This window comes from Nibricoccus aquaticus, assembly GCF_002310495.1.
GTDB classification, from domain to species: Bacteria; Verrucomicrobiota; Verrucomicrobiia; order Opitutales; family Opitutaceae; genus Nibricoccus; species Nibricoccus aquaticus.
This window is the reverse complement of the sequence record NZ_CP023344.1, coordinates 2,040,558-2,057,214: the sequence shown is the minus strand read 5'-3', so window position 1 is coordinate 2,057,214 and position 16,657 is coordinate 2,040,558. Positions and strand designations below refer to the sequence as shown.

12 protein-coding genes are annotated in these 16,657 nt (G+C 61.9%); 8 read left to right on the top strand and 4 right to left on the bottom strand.

Going from position 1 to position 16,657, the window contains the following annotated elements:
* Positions 1 to 95 precede the first annotated feature (95 nt).
* From CMV30_RS08320 to CMV30_RS08310, 3 genes are read left to right on the top strand one after another with little or no spacing between them, the layout of a single operon-like run.
* Positions 96 to 3,083 (top strand): TonB-dependent receptor, encoded by a 2,988-nt coding sequence (locus tag CMV30_RS08320; RefSeq protein ID WP_175414788.1) that lies wholly within the window; start codon positions 96 to 98, stop codon positions 3,081 to 3,083.
* Positions 3,084 to 3,138: 55 nt separating this feature from the next.
* Positions 3,139 to 5,970: a family 78 glycoside hydrolase catalytic domain gene (locus CMV30_RS08315; RefSeq protein ID WP_096055585.1), complete on the top strand. Its 2,832-nt coding sequence runs from the start codon at positions 3,139 to 3,141 to the stop codon at positions 5,968 to 5,970.
* A 55-nt stretch (positions 5,971 to 6,025) separates the two neighbouring features.
* Positions 6,026 to 7,147 (top strand): sialidase family protein, encoded by a 1,122-nt coding sequence (locus CMV30_RS08310; protein ID WP_096055584.1) that lies wholly within the window; start codon positions 6,026 to 6,028, stop codon positions 7,145 to 7,147.
* Positions 7,148 to 7,251: 104 nt separating this feature from the next.
* On the opposite strand, the gene CMV30_RS08305 is transcribed toward CMV30_RS08310, so the two are convergent.
* Positions 7,252 to 8,646 carry a hypothetical protein gene (locus CMV30_RS08305; RefSeq protein WP_138223198.1) on the bottom strand — a complete coding sequence of 465 codons (1,395 nt, stop codon included), beginning with the start codon at positions 8,644 to 8,646 and terminating at the stop codon, positions 7,252 to 7,254.
* Positions 8,647 to 9,156: 510 nt separating this feature from the next.
* Between CMV30_RS08305 and CMV30_RS08300 the strand changes: the two genes are divergently transcribed.
* Complete coding sequence (locus CMV30_RS08300) at positions 9,157 to 9,528, top strand: dUTPase (protein ID WP_096055582.1); 372 nt, start codon at positions 9,157 to 9,159, stop codon at positions 9,526 to 9,528.
* 2 nt (positions 9,529 to 9,530) lie between these two features.
* The gene (locus tag CMV30_RS08295) at positions 9,531 to 9,803 is read left to right on the top strand and encodes a hypothetical protein (RefSeq protein WP_096055581.1); all 273 of its coding nucleotides are present in this window, start codon (positions 9,531 to 9,533) and stop codon (positions 9,801 to 9,803) included.
* Positions 9,804 to 9,812: 9 nt separating this feature from the next.
* Here the strand turns inward: CMV30_RS08295 and CMV30_RS08290 are convergent, their stop codons facing one another.
* The 3 genes from CMV30_RS08290 to CMV30_RS08280 form a co-directional block, all read right to left on the bottom strand.
* Positions 9,813 to 11,603, bottom strand: coding sequence for an AMP-binding protein (locus CMV30_RS08290; protein WP_096057684.1), 1,791 nt, complete (start codon positions 11,601 to 11,603; stop codon positions 9,813 to 9,815).
* 373 nt (positions 11,604 to 11,976) lie between these two features.
* The gene (locus CMV30_RS08285) at positions 11,977 to 12,696 is read right to left on the bottom strand and encodes a hypothetical protein (protein ID WP_138223197.1); all 720 of its coding nucleotides are present in this window, start codon (positions 12,694 to 12,696) and stop codon (positions 11,977 to 11,979) included.
* Positions 12,697 to 12,754: 58 nt separating this feature from the next.
* The gene (locus CMV30_RS08280) at positions 12,755 to 13,891 is read right to left on the bottom strand and encodes a ribonuclease D (RefSeq protein WP_096055579.1); all 1,137 of its coding nucleotides are present in this window, start codon (positions 13,889 to 13,891) and stop codon (positions 12,755 to 12,757) included.
* 282 nt (positions 13,892 to 14,173) lie between these two features.
* Between CMV30_RS08280 and queC the strand changes: the two genes are divergently transcribed.
* The 3 genes from queC to CMV30_RS08265 all read left to right on the top strand — a co-directional run bounded on the left by queC (position 14,174) and on the right by CMV30_RS08265 (position 16,483).
* Positions 14,174 to 14,854 carry a 7-cyano-7-deazaguanine synthase QueC gene (gene queC / locus CMV30_RS08275; RefSeq protein ID WP_096057683.1) on the top strand — a complete coding sequence of 227 codons (681 nt, stop codon included), beginning with the start codon at positions 14,174 to 14,176 and terminating at the stop codon, positions 14,852 to 14,854.
* A gap of 185 nt (positions 14,855 to 15,039) precedes the next feature.
* Positions 15,040 to 15,792, top strand: coding sequence for a 7-carboxy-7-deazaguanine synthase QueE (locus tag CMV30_RS08270; protein ID WP_245844435.1), 753 nt, complete (start codon positions 15,040 to 15,042; stop codon positions 15,790 to 15,792).
* Entirely contained in the window at positions 15,770 to 16,483 is a 714-nt protein-coding gene (locus tag CMV30_RS08265; RefSeq protein ID WP_096055578.1) for an exopolysaccharide biosynthesis protein, read from the top strand. The genes CMV30_RS08270 and CMV30_RS08265 overlap by 23 nt, the downstream gene beginning before the upstream one ends.
* The last annotated feature ends 174 nt before the right edge of the window (positions 16,484 to 16,657 follow it).

Below are 16,657 nucleotides of genomic sequence, written 5' to 3'. Positions count from 1 at the left end.
TTATTTAGAGGATTTGCGCCGGTGCGCGCATCCCAAGTAACGAACCCCCTACCCAACGAATGACTACTCCTGTGCGGCGCCTTTCCCGGCCCTGGATGTTCCTGTGCGCGTCTAAAATCATCACGCCTGTTCCAGCCCTCGGGCTGTTTGCGTTGCTGAGTGCGACATCGCTCTCGGCGGCGACTGAGACCAAAATAAAATTCGATCTGCCTGCCGGAGAAGCGGCGCAAACGTTGAAATCCTTCGCGCAACAGGCGCAGCGGGAGATCATCTTTTCGACGAAGTCGGTCGCCGGCATCAAGACCAACGCCGTGCAGGGCGAGCTTACGGTGCGCGAAGCGCTCGCGACGATGCTCGCGGGCACGAGCCTCACGGTTTTCCAGGATGAGAAAACCGGCTCCATCGCGATCGAGGTCGATCCCTCGAAGCAGAGCGCGGGCGGCGTGCCAGTCGCTCCCGGGCAGGCAGTCCCGCAAGCGGCTGCGGATGCGAACGCGATTTCCAAAGACGAAACCATCGAGCTCGCAGAGTTCGTCGTCACGGGCGTGTTCACGCGCACGAAGAAGATGGATGTCACCGCCTCGGTCTCGACGGTGAACACGGCGCAGCTCGCGAAGCTGGTGCCCAACAGCGCGGCCGATCTTTTGCTGAACGTGCCGAGCGTGTACGTGAATTCATCCCTCGGCGAAATCCGCAGCATCGTTTATTCGCGCGGCGTTTCTGCCAACGCGAGCAACGCCGACATGGGTTATTATTATGTGTCGATGCAGGAGGACGGCCTCCCGCTGACCAATGTGGGTTACAGCAACTGGGGCCCGGATTATTTTTTGCGCGCAGACGTGACGACCGAGCGCGTCGAAGCGGTGCGCGGCGGCAGTGCCTCGATTACGTCGGCCAATGCGCCCGGCGGTGTTTTCAACTATATCAGCCGCAAGGGCACCGACACCTACGGCGGTGAAGTGCGCACGCGCTTCGGCTTGGAAGGTGAGGAGAATCCTTACTACCGCACCGACATCCTGGTCGGTGGCGCCGGTCCCTTGGGCACGACGTACAGCATCGGCGGTTTCTATCGCAAGTCTGACGGCGCGCGTAATCCCGGCTACAGCATGAACGATGGCGGTCAGATCAAACTGAACGTTCGCAAAGATTATGGTAAGGGCTCGGTGACGTTTTACGCGAAGTACCTCAACGACGTTAACGGCTGGTTCGAGTTCTACCCGGCCAACGATTTCAACGATCCGCGCGTTGCCGGCGGGATCGACCAAAGTGCTACGAACCTTCACCGCCCGGGCAAGTTCTCCTATGTCGCGGAAGCCCCGGGACTGAAGCGTACCTTCGATCCTGAGAGCCTCGCGCACTCCGTGCAGAAATCGATCGGCGCGGATTGGACGCACGATTTTGGCGGCTGGATCATAAGCAACAACTTCAAGGTGAGCGACAGCAACACGCAGTGGAACACGAGCGCCAGCGTCGCGCTTCGTGACATCACACGCGGTTCGCTCTTCAGCAATTTGAACATGCTTACCGGTGGCGTGGTGCCAGCGGGCGAGTGGATCTTCAAGGACCGCACGAACGGCCAGATCATGGCTCGTATCCAGTCAGCCGGCACCAATAACGGTTCCGGTGGCGCGGGTTCGAGCGGTCTTACCGTGTTGGAAAACAACCTGCCCCGCCAGGATCTCGTGAATGGCGCCGTGTGGTCCAACAACGCCCTCGTTTTCGACCGCTGGGCCAAGGAGCTGATGAACCAGTTCACGGTCAACAAGCGCGTCGGCAGCCACCTGTTCACGGGCGGCAGCTTTTTCGCTTATTCGGATGCCTATAACTTCAACACCACGGCCGGCCGCAGTGTCTCCACGGTGACCAGTAATCCGACTCCGATGGACATCACGCTCATCACCGCCGCGGGCAGTCCTTACGGCGCGGGCCAGACGCTCCAGATCACCAATCCTTACGGTTTCTCCGCAGAGGGTTCTGGTTACACGCTCAACGAGGCAGTCCAGAAGCAGACGTCGGCATTCTTCGGCCACAACTGGGAGATCAACAAGAGCCTCACGCTCGATTGGGGCGCTCGCTACGAGTATCTCGAAGTCAGCGGTCTGAACAACACCGGCCAGGCCAACAGCACGCTCAATCCGGCCAACGGCGGTGCCGACGGCAATCCGCTCACGATCTTCGACAATCGTATCAGCACCCGCAACGCGACCAACTGGGTCTATGACCGTAATCTCGACACACTCTCGTTGTCCGGTGCGTTGAACTACACGATCAATCCCAATAACTCGGTGTACCTCCGCTACACCAATGGCGAAAAAGCGCCTGACCTCTCGTTCTTCATCGGCCTGACGAATGCTTTCGCGATCCGCAATTTCGCCACCGTGCCGCAAAAAGTGGAGCAGTGGGAGGTCGGCTACAAGCTTCGCGGCGGCGCGTTCAACGCGGTGATCACGCCGTTCTACAGCAAGCTGGGTGATATCATCAATACGCCCATCACCGGCACCAACACGGATAACACCACGTACTCGCTACAGCCTCTCTACAGCTCGGTCGAGACCTACGGTGTGGAGCTCGAAACGAATTACGCGTTCACGGAGCATTTCAGTGTCCGTGCCGTAGCGACCTGGCAGCAGGCCGAAGCGACGACCTGGAAGTTCTGGAATCTCGGCAGCAACGGTCCTGGCGATGACTTCATCGTCGATATCGGCGGCCAGGATGCCGACAACAACCCGGACTGGATCGTGAACCTCACCCCGCAGTACCAGCGCGGCAGATTCACCGGTAACGTCTCGTGGAAATACATGGGCGCGCGTCCTGCGAACATCGCCAATATGTTCGAACTGCCCGCCTACGATCAGACCGATCTCTTCCTGAGCTGGGCGTTCAGCGACCGGTTCTCGGTCAGCTTTAATGTGAACAACGTCTTCGATGGCGACGGTGTGCTCAACTGGGCCGGTTACGGTGACGCGAGCAGCCAGTTCAACCGCCAGAATTTCACGACGCGTCCTGCGAACGCCAACACGACCTTCATGATCGTGCCCATCCCTCCTCGCGCCTACTTCTTGTCGGCAACGTACAAGTTCTAACCCGTATTGTTTAACCTCCTGCGCCTGTGAAAACGGGCGCAGGTTTTTTTTCGCCATGCGTTTCCCTCCTTTTGCTTTTCTCGCCGGCCTCGGATGCATGGCCGTTTCGTTTTCACTGATTCGGATGACGGCGGCCGAGGTCGCGACGGCGGGCAGCGATTTCAAAGTTGCTGCGCTTCGGACGGAGTACGCGGTGAATCCGCTCGGCATCGACGCGGCGCAACCGCGGCTCTTCTGGAAAATCGAGAGTACGGCGCGAGGGCAGAAACAAACTGCGTGGCAGATCCTTGCCGCTTCGAGCGAGGCGACGCTCGCACGCGATGACGGTGATCTTTGGGACAGCGGACGCGTGGCGAACGATCGGACGACGTTCGTCAGCTACGGCGGCAAGGCGCTTGTCTCGTCGCAGACGGTTTTCTGGAAAGTGCGCTCGTGGGATCGCGATGGAAAACCCTCCGCGTGGAGCGAGCCTGCGCATTGGACGATGGGCATTCTCACGAAGGAAGAGTGGAAAGCGTCGTGGATCGCATCGCCCGCCGCCACGGAGTCTTTGATGTTGCGCGGAGCGTTCAGCGTGAAGCCGGGCTTGAAGCGCGCGCTCGTCCACGCGACGGGGCTGGGGCAGTACGAACTGTTTTTCAACGGCAAGAAGGTGAGCGACGATCTGCTCTCGCCGGGCTGGACGAACTACAACGTCACGGTGCTCTACAACACGCACGACGTGACTGCGCTGCTGCGGCCTGGCGCGAATGCGGCGGGCTTCGTGCTCGGCAACGGGTTCTACAATCTCGCGCACCGCGATCGCTTCACGAAGCTGACCGGCTCGTTTGGGCCGTTGCGCGCGATCATGCATCTGCGGCTCGAATACGAAGACGGCACGGTCGAGGAAGTCGGGACGAATGATGAGTGGAGGTTCAAATCCGGGCCGATCACGGTCGGACACATTTTCGCCGGTGAGGATTATGACGCGCGTCTCGCGCCGAAGGGCTGGGCGGAGCCGGGTTTCGCGGCGGCGAAGGACTGGAAGCGCGCGGTGGTGTTGCTGCGCCCGGCGGGGCAGTTGCGCGGACATGGCGTCGGCAGCGAGCCGCTGCGTGTGATCGATGTTCACAAGAGCGTCGCGGCGAAAACGTTTTCCGATGGGACCGTGGTTCATGATTTTGGGCAGAACGCGTCGCACATGCCGCGTTTGCGCGTGAGCGGACCGGCGGGATCGATCGTGCGGCTCACGCCGTCGGAAGTCGTCCACGAGGACGGCACGATCAACCGAAACACTTTTGACGGGAAAAATCGTGGCAATGCGTGGTGGCAGTACACGAAGGCGACTGACGGTGAGGAGGAGTGGTTTCCCCAGTTCTACTACATCGGCTGCCGCTTCCTGAAGGTGGAGACGTTTCGCGACGAGTCGGAGCTGCCGCATTTCGTACCGGCAGAAGATCTCAAACGTCGCCCGACGATCGCGGCTGTTCCGCGTCCGGGGGATCCGGCGAAATTGCCGACGGTTGTCTCGCTAGAAATGGCGGTCGTTCACGCCATCGCGAAACCGCTTGGGGAGTTCGAGACCTCGAATCCGTTGCTCAACCGCATTCGCGATCTGGTGCGCTGGGCGCAGCGTTCGAACATGGTTTCCGTTCTCTCCGACTGCCCGCATCGCGAGAAGCTCGGCTGGATCGAGCAGTATCACCTCAACGGTCCCGCGATCCGCTACGAGTATGACGTCGCCCGCATTTTCACGAAGGGCATCCGCGACATGGCCGATGGGCAGACGGATGACGGACTGATCCCAAATATCGCGCCGGAGTTTACGGTGTTCAAAGGCACGTTTCGCGCGGCGGCCGAGTGGGGTGCGGCGTTCTTCCTCGTGCCGTGGCAGCAGTATGAGTTCACGGGCGATGCCGGTTTACTCCGTGAGTATTATCCCGCGATGAAACGCTATTTCGCCTGGCTCGAAGGGCGCGCGAAGGACGATGTGCTGAGCGATGGACTGGGCGATTGGTTCGATGTCGGGCCTGCGCTGGCGGGACCGGCGCAGAATACGCCGCCACCGGTGACTGCGTCGGCGTTTTTCTATTTCGATGCGAAGCTGATGGCCGATACGGCCGCGCTGCTCGGTCATGCCGACGAGGCGAAGGAGTATGCGACGAAGGCGGCGCGGATTCTCGCGAGCTACAACCGGCATTTTTTCAAAGCGGAGAGCGGCACGTACGCGACGGGTTCGCAGGCGGCGAATTCGCTGCCGCTGGTGATGGGAATCGCGGCCCCGACGGAGCGGGCGCGTGTATTTTCCGCGCTGGTGAAAGACGTCGAGCAGCGCGGCTATGCGACGACGACGGGCGATGTGGGTTTCCGCTATTCGCTGCGCGCGCTGGCGGACAACGGCCGCTCCGACGTGATCTACAAGATGGTCACGCAAGAGGATAAACCCGGCTACGCGTACCAACTGAAACAAGGCGCGACGGCGCTCACCGAGGCGTGGGACGCGAATCTGGAGACGTCGCACAATCACTTCATGCTCGGGCAGGTCACCGAGTGGTTTTATCACGATCTGGCGGGTATCGTCTCCGATCCGGCGGCACCCGGTTTTAAGAACACCTTGATCCGTCCGCAGCCGGTGCCGGATCTCGGCTGGGTGAAGGCGAGCTATGACTCAATTCACGGACCGATCTCTGTGCGCTGGGAACAGAAGGGCGCGCAGTTCTCGCTCGATGTTTCCGTGCCCGCGAATGCCACCGCGACGGTCTTCGTGCCTGCACGCGATGGCGCGGACGTTTTCGAAGGCGGTAAAGCCGCTGCCGATCGGCCCGGCGTTAAATTCCTGCGTCGCGAAGGCGATCACGCGCTCTATCAAGTCGAGTCCGGTTCCTACGCGTTTACTTCGCAGCGTTGAAAGATCGCTGCGGGTTGCGCCGCTGTTCGTTCGTAGAATCCTCGTTCGTCATTTTATGAAAAAGTCCCTCGCCCTCCTTGCCTCTTGTCTCGCCACGCTCAGCGGTCCGCTCGTCGCGGCGCCGCAGCATCCGGCGATTGTGAGCAGTCAGTTCATCTATGACACCGGCGCGTATCCAAGTGTCCATGCATCGACGATCGTGGAGACGACGAGCGGCGAACTGCTGGCGGCGTGGTTTGGCGGGACGAACGAGAAGAATCCGGACGTCTGCATTTACGTGGCGCGTTTTGAAAACGGGAAGTGGACGCCCGGCGTGCAGGTGGCGGACGGCGTGCAGCACGCGGGGAAGCGTTACCCGACGTGGAATCCGGTGCTGTTTCAGCCGAAGGATGCGCCGCTGATGCTCTTCTACAAAGTCGGGCCGTCGCCGCAGACGTGGTGGGGCATGCTCATCACTTCGACCGATGGCGGTCGCACGTGGAGCGAGCCGCGCCGTTTGCCGGAAGATGTTTTGGGGCCGATCAAAAACAAACCGGTGCAGCTCGCCGACGGCACGATCCTTTCCCCTTCCAGCACGGAAAGCGTGAAAGATGGCTGGCGTCTGCATGTCGAGATCACGCCCGATCTCGGCAAGACTTGGCAGATAGTCGGACCTCTGAACACAAAGGAAGAATTCAACGCGATCCAGCCGAGCATCCTCACGCACAAGGATGGCCGCTTGCAGCTGCTTTCGCGCACGAAGGAGATGATCGTCGCGACGAACTGGTCGTCGGACAAAGGCCAGACATGGACGAAGACGGCTGCGACGGGATTGTTCATGCCGAACTCGGGCAGCGATGCGACGACGCTCGCCGATGGCCGCCAGCTGCTGGTCTATAACTGGCGCAGCGGTCCGGCGCCGAAAGAAACGCCCAAAGTTATCCGCGATGAGAATGACGAGCCCGGCCCGTCGAAGAAGGGGACGCGCGCGGATTATGGCGTGCGTTATCCGCTGAATATTTCGGTCTCACCGGATGGCGTGAAGTGGGATATGGCGGTGACGCTCGAAGATGAGCCGAAGCCGCATGGCTATGCGTATCCGGCGATGATCCAGACGAAAGACGGGCTCGTGCATGTGACGTACACGTGGAACCGCGAAAAGATTAAGCACGTGGTGATCGATCCGAAAAAACTTTGAGGCACGGGTGTGCCTCTTGTTAGGGAAAATAAAAAGGCGCCCGTCGGTAAGACGGGCGCCTTTTTTATTCATGACGCGGGGAGCGCGTCAGCAGTTAGGCTAGTTTAGCTGGCTGCGGGACCGGAGGAGCCGCTGTCGGAGGGACGGTTGTCGCCTCCACGGCGTTCGCCACGGAAACCGCCGCCGCCTTGACCACGACCGCCACGCTGGCCGCCGCGACCACCGCGATGGTGGTTGCGATCGCCGCCGTGGCCGCCCTGGCCGCGATGTTCGCCACCGGGGTTTTGAGTCTGACCGCCGGGTTGACCATCGGTGCGGGGCTGGGATTGACCGCTGCCACGGTTTTCACCGCGGAAGCCGCCGTTGCCGCCACCCTGACCGCCCTGGCCGCGGTTGCCTTGACCGCCGCGTCCGCCGCGATGATGGCGACGACCGCCGCCGCCTTGACCATCACGGTTGAAACGGCGTTCGCCGCCCTGACCTTGATCGGCTGGCTTTTCGGGAGCGGCGGGTTCGCCGCTGAAGAGGCCTTTGATCCAGGAGATCAGGCCGCCTTTTTTCTCTTCCGCTGCAGGAGCGATCGGAGGAGTCGTGCCGGGCTGTTTCTCGAAGCCGCGCGGCTGGCGGGGCTCGCGAGAGTCGCGTTCATCGCGCGGGTCGCGTGGCTGGCGCGGTTCACGGGCGTCGCGAGGATCGCGGGGCTGACGTGGCTCGCGTTGATCGCGCGGGTCGCGTGGCTGGCGCGGTTCGCGGAACTCGCGGCGCTGTTGCGGCTGCGAGGACTCTTCGGAGTGAGGGGCTTCGCTGGAGGGTGCCGGGCCGTTTTTGGCGGCTTCGGCATCGCGCAGGCGGTGGCGCTCGGTGCGGAAGATCGGGCGTTCGCCGGAGCGGCCGCCCGTGTTTTGATTGTTGTTGGAGGATTGTCCGGCGCCGGGGAACGAGGAGCTTTCCCAGCTTTGGGCGGGGCGCACTTTGTTTTCCGGAGGGAGGATTTTGAGTTCGGCCTTTTCGGCGGGCTCGTGGGAGGCGACCGGGGCGGCTTCGGCCTGGGGGGCTGGAGCGGTTTCGGAGGCAGTTGGGATTTCGGCTGCGGGAGCCGGGCGGGCGGCGGGCGTCACCTCGGGGGCGACGAACGGGGCTGCGGTTTTTTCTTCACGGACGACTTCGGCCACAGGGGCCGGAGTTGTGACCGGAGCCTGGATGGGCTCGGGGGCGGGTTCAGGAGCGAACGGGTTTTTGTATTCGCGCTGGCTCGTGATGATCTGAACGGCCGTGGGGCTGTACTCGCCGGAGGCGGCGGGTGCGTTGTTGTTACTGCTGGTGGCGGGGGTGCTGGCGCGTTTGCCGCGGGCGAGGCCGGAGCCTCGGCTGGTCCCGAACGAGGCGGGGACGGCGGTCGGAGCGGTCTGCGCGGTAGTATTCGCGGCAGGCGCTGGGGACGCGCTAACGGTCTCGGCGGGTGCCACCGGGGCTTCGCCGGACGTTGCTGTATCTGACATGACTATGTGTATTTTATGGTTATTCGCGCGCACCGAAGAGTCGGGGGCTGCGAGGGTTGGAATCGCGGGCGGAGCGCGAAAAAGTTGCGCGCTCCACGCCCGGAATCGGTGGTGAACGTCGCGGGGGAATCTCATTTACGCAACTGCAATCTCAGGCGGTTTGCAGTGGATTCAGGGAGGGAGCGGAAAGGCGGAGTTTATCGCGGAAGCGCAGAAGAGCGGAGACGCGGAACGCGGAGGACGGATTCGGGATGGGACACAGAGAACACGGAGCGCGGACATGGAGGGCACAGGGGCGTGCAAGGTAGATCGGGGTTGGTGGCGCGATTTGGGGTGGGGATGAACGGGCGGGGTTCACGCAAAGGCGCGAAGGCGCAAAGAAAGACGGGAGGAGGGCGTTGGGAGGCGGGGATGGGATCGAGGTGTTCTTTGCGGCTTGGCGTCTTTGCGTTAGCTTTGGTTTGGAGGCCGGGCTTGCCAGTGTGCAGGCGCGTCCGTAGCCACGAGCGCATGGACAAGCTCGAAGAGATTTTCCGCATGCAAGAGGCCCTCAATGCACGCATCGGCGTCACGCTGCCGCCACCGACGGAGGAGGAGAAAACCAAGTGGGTGCTCAACTATACTCGGGCGATGCAGCAGGAGACAGCCGAGCTAATCGACTCCGTGCCGTGGAAGTGGTGGGCGAAGTACCAGAAGTTCGACGAGCAGAACGCCAAGGTGGAGGTCGTGGACCTGTTTCACTTTTTGGTGTCACTCGCGCAGACGCTCGGGATGAGCGCGGACGATGTTTACCAGGCTTACCTCAAGAAGAACGCGGTGAACCACGCGCGTCAGGAAAGCGGCTACGTGAAGAAGGACGAAGCGGACTCGCGGCATATTTGAGGATGATCAAACTACGCCACATCGGTTTCGTGGTGTTCACGATTTGCTTCATTCTCGCGACGCGCATCCAAATTTTTGAGCCGAAGCCGCAACAGCCAACAGCTGCGGAAATTCGATGGGGCACGGCTAAGAAAGAAGACGAGCGATACGGTCTGCTCCGAGGCTTGCGGTACTATATCTACGGTATCGGGGTGATCGGCCTTCTGATCGTCGTGGAGGACTATGTGGGAGACAGGCTTCGCAGGAAGCGATCAAGCGGCAAAGATTCCGCCTGATGGCAGCGGTCAGGCACTCGAAAGAATTTCGTGTGACGGATTCTTCGCGGCCCACTTCGCGAGAGTGAGGCGGTGAATTTTGGCGTTGTGGCGGACGTCGACGGGGAAGGCTTTGTGGAAATAGAAACGGGCGATCCCGGCGGTCGTTGCGTGCGCGGCGGCGAGGGAGCGGAGTTCGCGGGCGAGGGCAGACTTCGCGGAGGCGGAGAGTTTTGCGCGGGGCTGGATGACGAGCGCGGGTAGTTGTTTTCCGGGCACGTCGAGGCCGATCAGGGCGCAGCGGGCGATTTGGGGGTGCGAGCGGAAGATTTGTTCGACGGGTTCGGTGAAGAGCGGGCCTTTCTCGGTGAGCACGCGTTCGACTTTGCGACCGCAGAACCAGAGGCGGCCGAGGGGATCGAAGTAGCCGCAGTCGCCCATGCGGTGCCAGAATGCACCGTGGTCGCCGGTGATTTTGGCGGCGGCGGTGGCTTCGGGGAGTGCGTCGTAGGTTTTGGTGACGGCGGGGCCGCGGACGATGATTTCGCCGATTTCGCCGGGGCGGAGTTCGCGGGCGTCCGCGATCGTGGTGATCGGAGCGTCGGTGATGGCGATGATGCGGACGTCGATGCCGGGGAGCGGGCGGCCGACGCAGGCGCCGCCGGACGGCGCGTTGGACGAGTGAGGGGTGAAGGGTGACGGGTGAAAGGCCGGGCGGGTCTCTTGCGAGAAGGGGGATTGCGAGGTGTCGGCGACGGAACGGAATTGGGTGGAGGGCGAAGGTGCCGACGAAGCGGATACGGACGAGGCGGAGACGGACGGGCTCTTCGCAGGCGCGTTGATCGCGGCGGAACGCGGGATGATTTCGGCGGAGCAAACGCTGGCGATGGGGAGGGCTTCGGTGGCGCCGTAGGGGCTGTGGAGTTGTCCGTGCGTGAGGAAGCGGCGGGAGTTTTCCCAGAGGGTTTCGGGGACGGGGGCGCCTGCGGAGAGTACGCGGCGGAGGCTGGGCAGGGTGATATCGTGCGCGAGGCAGTGGTCGGCGATTTTGTTCCAGAGCGTGGGCGAGCCGAAGGAGTTGGTGACGTTTTCCTGGCGGATGGCCTGGACGATTTTGGCGGGGTCGACGGCGGCGGGGCGGGCGGGGTCGATCTCGGGGACGATGGTGGTCATGCCGAGCGCGGGATTGAAGAGCGCGAAGATCGGGAGCATCGGCAGGTCCACTTCGCCGGGCTGGATGCCGTAGGTGGCGCGGATGAGGCGGACCTGGGCTTCGAACATGCCGTGTTCGTAGCAGACCCCTTTGGGTGCGCCGGTGGAGCCGGAGGTGAACAGAATCGCCGCTAGATCGGCGGCGTTTCTGTTCACGAGTTGAGAGTTGAGGGTTGAGAGTTGAGAGACGGAAGCGGAGAGGCGGGCGGTGGGGTTGGGGCTGGCGGGGATGCGGATTTGGACGGAGCGGAATTTTTGGCGGAAGACGCGGCTGATGACTCGGGCCAAGGGGATGCCGAGGAGGGCGCGGGGTTGGGTGCGTTCGACGCAGGTGAGGAAACTTTTCAGGCCCATGCCCGGATCGATCACGATGGGGACGGCGCCGATTTTGAAGAGGGCGAAGGCGGCGGCGATGAGCGGGAGGCCCTGGCGGACCATGACGAGGACGCGGTCGTCGGTTTTGACGCCGGCGGCGGTGATGCGGGCGGCCCAGGCGGAGACTTCGGCGTCGAGTTCGACGAAGGTGAGCGTGAGGTAATCGATGTCGCCCGCGCGAGTGCGGCCGCGGGGGATTTTCAGCGCCGGGTGATCCGGCTGGCGCGCGGCCATGAGCGGCAGGTGGCGCGCGATGTTGGCGCTGTCGGTGGTGGCGGGCGGCATCGGTGGACGGAAGGCTGCGTCGGGAGCGACGGAGTTGAAACCACGGATTTCACGGATGGGCACGGATTTTTCGGAGGAGAGCCCGTGTGTGGAAACAGGGATGGCGGAGAGGATGGGAACCGCGGAGACGGAATTTTAACCACTGATGGAATCGCCCAACGGGCGATTCTCGAGGTGCGGCCTCTCGCAATGCTTCGGCTGGGTGGCGGAGGGGCGGCTGATGCCGCCGGGGGTTCAAGCATTCGGCTGGCGCTGTGGGTGGCGATCTTTGGATTGGAAGATCTCAAACAACAGATACGCGATATCTCGCCGATCAGGTCGTTTACGCTTTGGGCTCTTTTTTTCTAACAGGAAAATTTCCTTCGGAGTCTCGTTTAATGATCCCCGCAATTCGTTTTAGCGCCGCGATCGAGTTTTCGAAATAATTGCCATCAACTACTAATCTTTGGCCGATGTTGCCTCGAGCGTTCGGCTCAGCCTTAGCCAAATACACGCTGTTGATAACGCCGTCACTGTGAACCAAGAGATCACGTGTGGCCTTCATTTCTAGATACTGCTCAAAAGCATCGTCGGGTTCTTCGATACCAATAATTTTTTTTGCGTAATCGAGGTATGCCTTTGGTTGGGCGTAAAACACTCCACTCAGGTGCTCAGCGATTACCGCTTCTTGCGCTTCCTCCAAGCTGGATGCGTCAAAAATGGTAGAGATGGGTGCTGTTTTGCAGGCGCTAACGCCGGGAACTGAAATGCTAAGCTTTCCGGGATATTCAGAAATAATCTCCCGCAAAACTTTTAGGAGAAATGCTTCAAAGGCCGAAATCGAAGCGACAAGAAATGCCTCGAACAGACCAGAAGATAGAAATCGATCGTAGATGGCCTTCAGCTCTTGGTCTGTTCTTTGGGCGATTTTACTCTTTCCCAATGCAGGAACGAAATACTTCCGATCTTCTTCATGAGTTGAAGATGCGAAGGGCTCACGAGCATCCTTAAGTACTGGAGCTGCCTGGCTCAAAAAGATGTGCGAGTCGTTCAGCTCTCGCACGAGTTGAATCTGAATTGCTGCGATCCTTAGAGCGAGAGGCCTCATTCAATCGGGTCTTTTATGGACTTGAACTATTGGCCTTCATCCACGGTTCGTTGCGGAGGAGGTTGGCCTGCCAGGGGAGGAGGATTTCGTCTAACTTTTCGGGGTTGCGGGCGAGTTGGGCGAGGGTCGCGCGGTTGGCGATCAAGGTCGGGTCGAGGTTGATGGCGGCGGCGACGCGGTCGCGGTCGGCTTTGAGGCGGTCTTGGAGTTCCAACTCGGCGGGCGTGAGCGGTTGATGATTGGGGTCGCGGCCGCGGCGTTTGGGGAGGGTGTGCGGGTCGCGGTTGAGGCCGGCGTCGAGCGCGTCGTAGAGGCTGGGGGCGATGCGGTCGTGGCGTTTGCCGAGGTTGACGTTCTCCATCAATGCGCGGGGGGAGAGGCCGTGGTCGGCGGCTTCGGCGATGCGGAGGAGGGTGTCGTTGCTGGTGACTTTGAAGGGCGGTGTATCCAGTTTTCGGGCCCAGTCTTCGCGCCAGTGCCAGGCGGCGTGGAGGGCGCCGAGGCCGTAGGGGCGGAGGCGTTCGGAGCGGCCGATGCGCCAGTCGTTTTCGTCGTCTTTGGGGAAGCCGAGGAGGCCGGACTCGATCTGGCGGTTGCACTGTTGGGCGAGCCAGTCGAGGCGGTTGAGCGCGGCGAGTTCGGCGGTGAGGAGGTCGCGGAGTTGGTAGAGGTAGAAGACGTCGAGGGAGGCGTAGTCGAGGAGGCGTTGGGTGAAGGGGCGTTTGGACCAGTTGGCGGTCTGGGAGTCTTTGTCGAGGGTGACGCCGAAGTGTTCTTCGAGGAGCGCGGCGAGGCCGACGCGGGGGCGGTTGAGGAGCTGGGCGGCGAGCATCGTGTCGAAGATGCTTTTGGGGCGGAAGCCGCAGAGGTCGTGGAGGAGGCGGATGTCGAAATCGCTGCCGTGCATGAGCAGGTGTTTCGTGGCGAGGCGGGTCCAGAGGGCGGAGAGGTCGAGGCCGGGGGCGAGGACGTCGACAAGGTGGATTTCGCCGGAGACGTAGAACTGCAGGAGGCAGACGCGCGTCTTGTAGTGGTACATGTTGTCCGCCTCGGTATCGAGGGCGGCTTCGCCGGAGCGGTCGAGGGCGGCGAGGAGGGGCGCGAGTTGCGCGGGGGTTTCGATGAGGGCGTAGGGAGGCGTGTCGGGCATCGGGACGGAGACGTAGTGTGTTGGGGAAGGGAGGCAGAAAGGCGGGGGCTTTCCAAGCGCGAGGAGTGGGCGAGGGTTTAGTGAAGCGCAAAGATGCGAAGACGCTAAGGTCGGAGCGAAGAGCGGCGGGTGGGATTGGAGCGATTGGGATCGTGGTGGTCGGAATGGGTCTTATGGGTCCTATGGGACTTATAGGACTTATGCGGGGACGATGAAGGGAAAGATGGATGGGTGGCCGGGGCGGGCTTGCGGAGGGAGGGGAGTTTTGCGGCGATGGGCGGCATGAAGGTCGTCGTGCTCTGTTCTGGCGGGATGGATTCGGTGACTGCGCTCTATTGGGCGCGGAAAGAACATGCCGTGCTCGCGGCGGTGAGTTTTGACTATGGGGCGAAGCATAACCCGAAGGAGCTGCCGTTTGCGGCGGAGCATGCGGCGGCGTTGGGCGTGCGGCATGAGGTGGTGTCGCTGCGGTTTATGGACCGGTTATTCACGTCGGATTTGTTGAGTTCGGGCGGGGAGATTCCCGAGGGGCATTACGAGGCGGCGAACATGAAGCAGACGGTGGTGCCGTTTCGGAATCCGATCATGCTGTCGATCGCGACGGGGTTTGCGGAGAGCATCGGCGCGGAGGGGCTCGTGATCGCGGCGCATGGCGGGGATCACGCGATTTATCCGGACTGCCGGGAGGAGTTCATGCGGGCGATGGGCGAGGCGATGCGGCTGGGGACGTACGCGGGTATCCAACTTTTGAGGCCGTTCATCGCGATCAGCAAAGGGCAGATCGCGGCGGAGGGGGCGAAGCTGGGCGTGGATTTTTCGCGGACGTGGTCGTGCTACAAGGGTGGGGCGATCCATTGCGGGAAGTGCGGGACGTGCGTGGAGCGGCGCGAAGCGTTTTTGACGGCGGGCGTTGTCGATCCGACGGTGTATGCGGAGACGGGGGCGTTGCCGGCGAAGCCGTGAGGGAACGGCGAAACCGGCGGGCAGGTTTTCGGTGGGGTTGTTGAAGCGCGAAGACGCTAAGACGCAAAGGTCGGAGCGAAGAGCGGCGGGTTATTTCGGTGACCGGGATTTCGCGGTCATCGGAATAGGGCCCATAGGTCTTATGAGACTGATAAGACCTATGTCGGAATCGGAGAGGTTTTCCTTTGCTCGGACCTTTGCTTCTTGGCGGCTTTGCGATTCACCTAGTCGGCTTCCAACTGACGATGCTGATTTCTGAGATTTTCTACTCGCTGCAAGGCGAGGGTGTGCTGACGGGGGTGCCGTCGGTTTTCGTGCGCGCGGCGGGCTGCAATCTTCGCTGCAATTGGTGCGACACGCCGTACGCTTCGTGGAAGCCGGAGGGCGAGACGCGGTCGGTGGCGGAAATCGTGACGGAGATTTCGCGGCATCCGGCGAAGCATGTCGTGCTGACGGGGGGCGAGCCGATGATCGCGAAGGAAATTCGTGAGCTGGCGGGCGAGGTGAAAAAACTCGGGTATCATATCACGATCGAGACGGCGGGGACGGTTGCGCCTGAGGGGATCGCGTGCGATCTGGCGTCGATCAGCCCGAAGTTGAAAAACTCGGCGCCGGATGAGCGGTTGCCGGATGCGTGGCGGGAGCGGCATGAGGCGACTCGCTGGCAGCCGGAGGTGGTGCGCGCGTGGATCGATGCGGGGGATTATCAGCTGAAGTTTGTCGTGAGCAGCGCGGCGGATGTGCAGGAGATCGAAGAGATGCTGGCGGAGCTGGGGCGCGACATCCCGCGTGCGAAGGTGTTACTGATGCCGGAGGGGACATCGATGGAGGCGTTGCGGGCGAGGGCGGGATGGCTGGGGGAACTGTGCAAGGAACGTGGATATCGTTACGCGCACCGGCTGCATGTGGAACTTTATGGCAACAAACGCGGCACCTGAGCCTGAGCAGCCCGAGGGGACGGGCGAGTTGCCGCTGGAATCGCCGCGAGCGCTGACCGTTTATGTGGCGCGCAGGCGGAAACTCTCGGAAGAGATGGAGGCGCTGAAGGCGCGTTCAGCGGAGGGCGAGCTGACGTTGCGCGAGGCGATCGTGGTGCTCGGCGTGCGCGCGTATACGTTGCTGCTGATTTTGCTGTCGCTGCCGTTCATCACGCCGATCCCGCTTCCGGGGTTGTCCACGCCGTTTGGGGTGGCGGTAGGGTTGATCGCGCTGCGGCTGATGCTTGGGCAGAAGCCATGGCTGCCGGAGAAGGTGTTGAACCGGCCGATACCGCCGGGGTTTTTCGGAAAAGTTTTTAAGTTCGCGGCGGGAGTTATCCGGTTTCTGGAAAAGCTGCTGAAACCACGGCTGACGTTTTTGACGGACACGGTGATTTTATACCGCACGCATGCGGCGCTGATGCTGGTGGCGGCGCTGGCGTTGCTGCTGCCGCTGCCGATCCCGTTCACGAATACGTTTCCGGCGTGGACGATCATTCTGGTGGCGGCGGGGTTGCTGGAGCGGGACGGGCTGTTCATTCTGGGCGGGTATCTCGCGTTTGCGGCGGGGGTGCTGTATTTCGTTTTCCTCGGGGAGGCGACGCAGCGCGCGCTGGTGTGGTTGAAGGATTGGGTGGTGTCGTGGTGGTGACGGCGTGAGCGCGACGAGGAGTGGCTTCCACTGTTTAGATGCGGTGAGTGATCTGGCCTGAACGCTGCTCACGAGCGGGGCGTCGCGTCGCGTGTTTTTTGCAATCCTTGGGTTGCCGCGCGCGATCGAAGAAATCCTATTCATGGCGTCACTGTCTTCGCTACCCACCTGATC

Coding starts and splice junctions, on each gene's coding strand:
- CMV30_RS08320 (WP_175414788.1), top strand. CDS start 96: ATGTTCCTGTGCGCGTCTAAAATCATCACGCCTGTTCCAGCCCTCGGG.
- CMV30_RS08315 (WP_096055585.1), top strand. CDS start 3,139: ATGCGTTTCCCTCCTTTTGCTTTTCTCGCCGGCCTCGGATGCATGGCC.
- CMV30_RS08305 (WP_138223198.1), bottom strand. CDS start 8,646: ATGTCAGATACAGCAACGTCCGGCGAAGCCCCGGTGGCACCCGCCGAG.
- CMV30_RS08310 (WP_096055584.1), top strand. CDS start 6,026: ATGAAAAAGTCCCTCGCCCTCCTTGCCTCTTGTCTCGCCACGCTCAGC.
- CMV30_RS08280 (WP_096055579.1), bottom strand. CDS start 13,891: ATGCCCGACACGCCTCCCTACGCCCTCATCGAAACCCCCGCGCAACTC.
- CMV30_RS08295 (WP_096055581.1), top strand. CDS start 9,531: ATGATCAAACTACGCCACATCGGTTTCGTGGTGTTCACGATTTGCTTC.
- CMV30_RS08300 (WP_096055582.1), top strand. CDS start 9,157: ATGGACAAGCTCGAAGAGATTTTCCGCATGCAAGAGGCCCTCAATGCA.
- queC (WP_096057683.1), top strand. CDS start 14,174: ATGAAGGTCGTCGTGCTCTGTTCTGGCGGGATGGATTCGGTGACTGCG.
- CMV30_RS08265 (WP_096055578.1), top strand. CDS start 15,770: ATGGCAACAAACGCGGCACCTGAGCCTGAGCAGCCCGAGGGGACGGGC.
- CMV30_RS08290 (WP_096057684.1), bottom strand. CDS start 11,603: ATGGCCGCGCGCCAGCCGGATCACCCGGCGCTGAAAATCCCCCGCGGC.